The sequence below is a fragment of the Caballeronia sp. BR00000012568055 genome (assembly GCF_029439455.1).
GTDB lineage: Bacteria > Pseudomonadota > Gammaproteobacteria > Burkholderiales > Burkholderiaceae > Caballeronia.
Map to the genome: position 1 here is coordinate 1 of NZ_JAQFVG010000072.1, position 3,418 is coordinate 3,418.

General features: G+C 60.2%; 4 protein-coding genes. All 4 read right to left on the bottom strand.

Annotation, left to right across the window (positions count from 1 at the left end):
• A partial coding sequence (locus tag P7F28_RS04710) for an efflux RND transporter periplasmic adaptor subunit (protein WP_277183280.1) occupies positions 1-964 on the bottom strand: 964 nt, incomplete at its 3' end.
• A gap of 12 nt (positions 965-976) precedes the next feature.
• A complete protein-coding gene (locus tag P7F28_RS04715; protein WP_368860322.1) occupies positions 977-2,374 on the bottom strand; it encodes an efflux transporter outer membrane subunit in 1,398 nt (465 codons plus the stop codon).
• A gap of 94 nt (positions 2,375-2,468) precedes the next feature.
• The gene (flhC, locus tag P7F28_RS04720; RefSeq protein WP_277183281.1) at positions 2,469-3,074 is read right to left on the bottom strand and encodes a flagellar transcriptional regulator FlhC; all 606 of its coding nucleotides are present in this window, start codon (positions 3,072-3,074) and stop codon (positions 2,469-2,471) included.
• Between the two features lie 12 nt (positions 3,075-3,086).
• Complete coding sequence (flhD, locus tag P7F28_RS04725; RefSeq protein ID WP_277183285.1) at positions 3,087-3,404, bottom strand: flagellar transcriptional regulator FlhD; 318 nt, start codon at positions 3,402-3,404, stop codon at positions 3,087-3,089.
• Between the last annotated feature and the right edge of the window lie 14 nt (positions 3,405-3,418).

A 3,418-nucleotide genomic window follows, 5' to 3' on the forward strand; every position in this document is an offset into this window, starting at 1 on the left:
TCTGCGTATTCACGATCGCACGACTCGGCACAGCGATGCGCGCGCGATCCGTGCGCGTAAGCACGCTTGCATTGACGAGTTCACCGGGCCACAGCTCGCGGTCCTTGTTCGCGAACGATGCTTTGAGTTTGATTTGGCCCGTGGTGGGATCGACTGTACTATCGATGAAAACAAGTTGCCCTTCCGCCAGCGATGCACTGCCCGAGCGCGTGGTCACATGCACCGGCAAAGGCGCGTTCTGCTGATTCGCGAGCAGTTCGGGCAGGACGTCCTGCGGCACAGAAAACACCACGGTAATAGGCTCCATTTGCGTAATCGTGACGATGCCCGTGGTGTCCGACGGATGCACGATCGCGCCGATATCGGCTTCACGCATGCCGGCGCGGCCATCGAAGGGCGCATACAAGGTCGTGAAGCCGAGTTGCAGCCGATCGCTCTGCACCGAAGCCGCGTCCGCTGCAACAGAAGCCGCAAAGGACGCAACCTGCGCCTTCGCCGCATCCACACTCTGCGAGGTCGCCGCGCCAATGCCGACGAGTTTCGAATAGCGCGCGAGGTCCAGCCGCGCATTGTCGAGACTCGCCTGATCCTTGCGTTGCGCGGCTTCGGCCTGCTGCAAGAGCGCCCTAAGTGGTCCCTGATCGAGTTGTGCGAGAACCTGTCCCGCCTTGACGTCCTGTCCTTCGACAAACGCGATGCGTTGCAGTTGACCATCCACGCGGACTTTCACATCGACCGTATTCAATGCAAGCACGGAGCCTGTGGCAGAGACGCGAATAGGGAAATCCTGCGTCACCGGATGTCCTGCGTTGACGGGCACAATTGCGATTGCCGTTGCCGTGGTGTGCTTCGGCCACAAGCGCCAGCCGATAAATGCAACGATGACCAACAGCACAGCAATCAGCGCGAAGCGGCCGCGCCTGTCACGCGGTGCATGCCCGCGCGGGATATCGTCGAGTTTCATAGTCGATGGAATTCAGCGTGAAGTGTCGGATGCATTGGCTATTTCGATGCCGCCGCCGAAAGCGCGAAAGAGGCTCACCGAGGCTTGCAATCTCGCCAGACGCGCCTGAATCAGCGTGTCTTCGGCCTGGTAGCGCGTGCGCTGTGCATCGAGCACGGTAAGGAAATCGACCGTGCCCATGCGGTATTGCGCTTCGGCAAGCGTGGCGGCTTTGGCAGCGGCGTCTGCTGCGGCTTGATCGGACGCTTCGGCCAGCGCTTGCTGCTGCGAGGTGGTCAGCGAGTCCTCGACATCTTGCAGCGCAGTTATTACGGTATGCTGATAATCGGCGACGCTTTTGGCAGCCGCGCCCTTCGCCGCGCGGAGTTGTCCGCGCAAAGCACCGCCATCGAAGACCGGCGCAGCGAGCGATGCCGCAAGGCTCGCAAACGGACTCGCCAGAAAATTCGATAGTGACTTGCTTTTCCAGCCGCCATCCGCAGTCAGCACGATGTTCGGCATAAATGCGGCGCGTGCAGCGCCGACATCGAAATTGGCGGACTGCATTTGCGCTTCTTTGGCGCGGATATCGGGGCGCGTTTCGAGCAGGCGTGCGGGAAGATCGGGACGCGGTCGGGGGATCGGTATGTCGGTGAGCGTGATGGTTTGAACGAAGCCATGCTCGGGTGGATTGCCCGTCAACACCGCTAACGCGTGTTGTTCGATTTCAAGTTGTTGCTGCAATGTCGGCACGGCCGCTTCGAAGGTCGCGAGCGCATTACGTTGCTGCTGCACCTGAAGCTCGGTGGCGACGCCCGCGTCCTGTTGCGCAAGCAGGAGATGCAGCACGCGGGCCGCGTCATCCACAATGCTGCGTGCGAGCGTCACGCGACGGCTCAGGCTTTGCACTGCGAAGTAAGTATCGACGACGGAGGCCGTGAGCGTCAGCGCAACGGTGTCGCGATCGAATTCGGATGCACGCGCCAGCAGCGCCGCTGAATGTGCAGTCGCTGCATTGAAGCCCCAGAAATCGATTTCATAGCTGGCCTGCGCGTAGAGATTTTGACTGCGCGTATTGGAACCAGCGTGTCCGCCTTGGTGCGCGCGATCGAAAGTCCCGCCGATCCCAAGCGATGGATATTGCGCCGCGCCCGCTTTTTCTGCCGTGCCACGCGCCTGTTCGACGGCCGCAATCGCTGAAGCGAGCGAGTAGTTGTGCGCGAGGCTTTGCGCGACGAGCGCATCGAGCGCTGAATCGCCATAGGTGTGCCACCAGCCGTTGCGTACGGGCACGGTGGCATCGAGTGTCGTGGTGCTGTATGCGTCCGGCAGCGGCGTGGCGGGCGCTTGATAAGGCGGTGTCATCGAGCATGCGCTCAAGGCCACGGCCAGCACGCATGCGCTGAACGTTATGTGTCGCTTGAATGGCACTGTGAGGAAGTCCCGTTACGTTGATCGCGCAGGGATCTATGTAACGGTGACTTCCTTAGCAGACGCTTAGCGTGTAGGTGAATACCCGAATCGCTTAGGCCGCAGCGTCGATCAGCGGTTCGATGACCTCTTCGTCATTGACCTCCGCAAACGCCGCCACTGCTGCGCGCGCTGCCGCTTTCCTCGTTTTGCCCGCGCGCGATGGCGGCTGGCACGCACCGCATACCACGCCGTGCTGCAAGTCGTGCTTATGCGCGACAAACTTGCCGGTGCATCGACAGCATGCGGTCAATTGCAGCATTTCCGCCTCGAAGAAGCGCACCAGTGTCCATGCGCGCGTCAGATCGAGCACGGGTTCGGCATCGCTGCGCGCGCAATGTTCGACGTAAAGCCGATAGCCCTTGGTCAGCGCATCGAGATGCGAACAACTCGCTTCGTTCTTTAGAAAAAGATACGTGTTAAAGAATAGTGACGCGTGAATATTCGGCAGCCACGGCATATACCAGTCCGCAGAAAACGGCAGCATGCCTTTAGGTGGCGACGCCCCGCGCACCTCTCGATACAGGCGGATCAGGCGCTCGCGGGAAAGCGTCAATTCGCTTTCCAGCACTTGCATGCGTGCACCGAGTTGAATGAGTGCGACTGCGCGAAAGACTTCTTGCGCGTCTTCGGTCAGGCTTTTCTTGTTGACTGCATTCATGGAGAACGGACCTCAGATCAGGGCTTTGACGGGTTGGCCGGCCATCAGAATGGCGGCATGCGTTGCCGCGATATCGGTATTCTTCGGTGCTTGCGTCAGCGCCGAGAGCAGCATGTGATCGTTGAAGCGGAACGCGCATAGCATCTGATCGGCCGAAGCAAGTTTCACTACTTGCGGCAGCGACAGGCTCACCAGCAGGTCAGCCACTTCCGCGGATAGTCCCAGACGGAACATGCCGATCGCCCGGTCGTCGCGCAAGATACGTTGCGCCAGAATGAGATAGGAGAGGTTGATTTCGCGAATGCTTTCCTGAGTATCGAGCGTATTCATGGCATCTAGCCTTG

Bases quoted from the DNA above. Each gene is read 5' to 3' on its own strand.
- flhC (WP_277183281.1), bottom strand. From the start codon at position 3,074: ATGAATGCAGTCAACAAGAAAAGCCTGACCGAAGACGCGCAAGAAGTC.
- flhD (WP_277183285.1), bottom strand. From the start codon at position 3,404: ATGAATACGCTCGATACTCAGGAAAGCATTCGCGAAATCAACCTCTCC.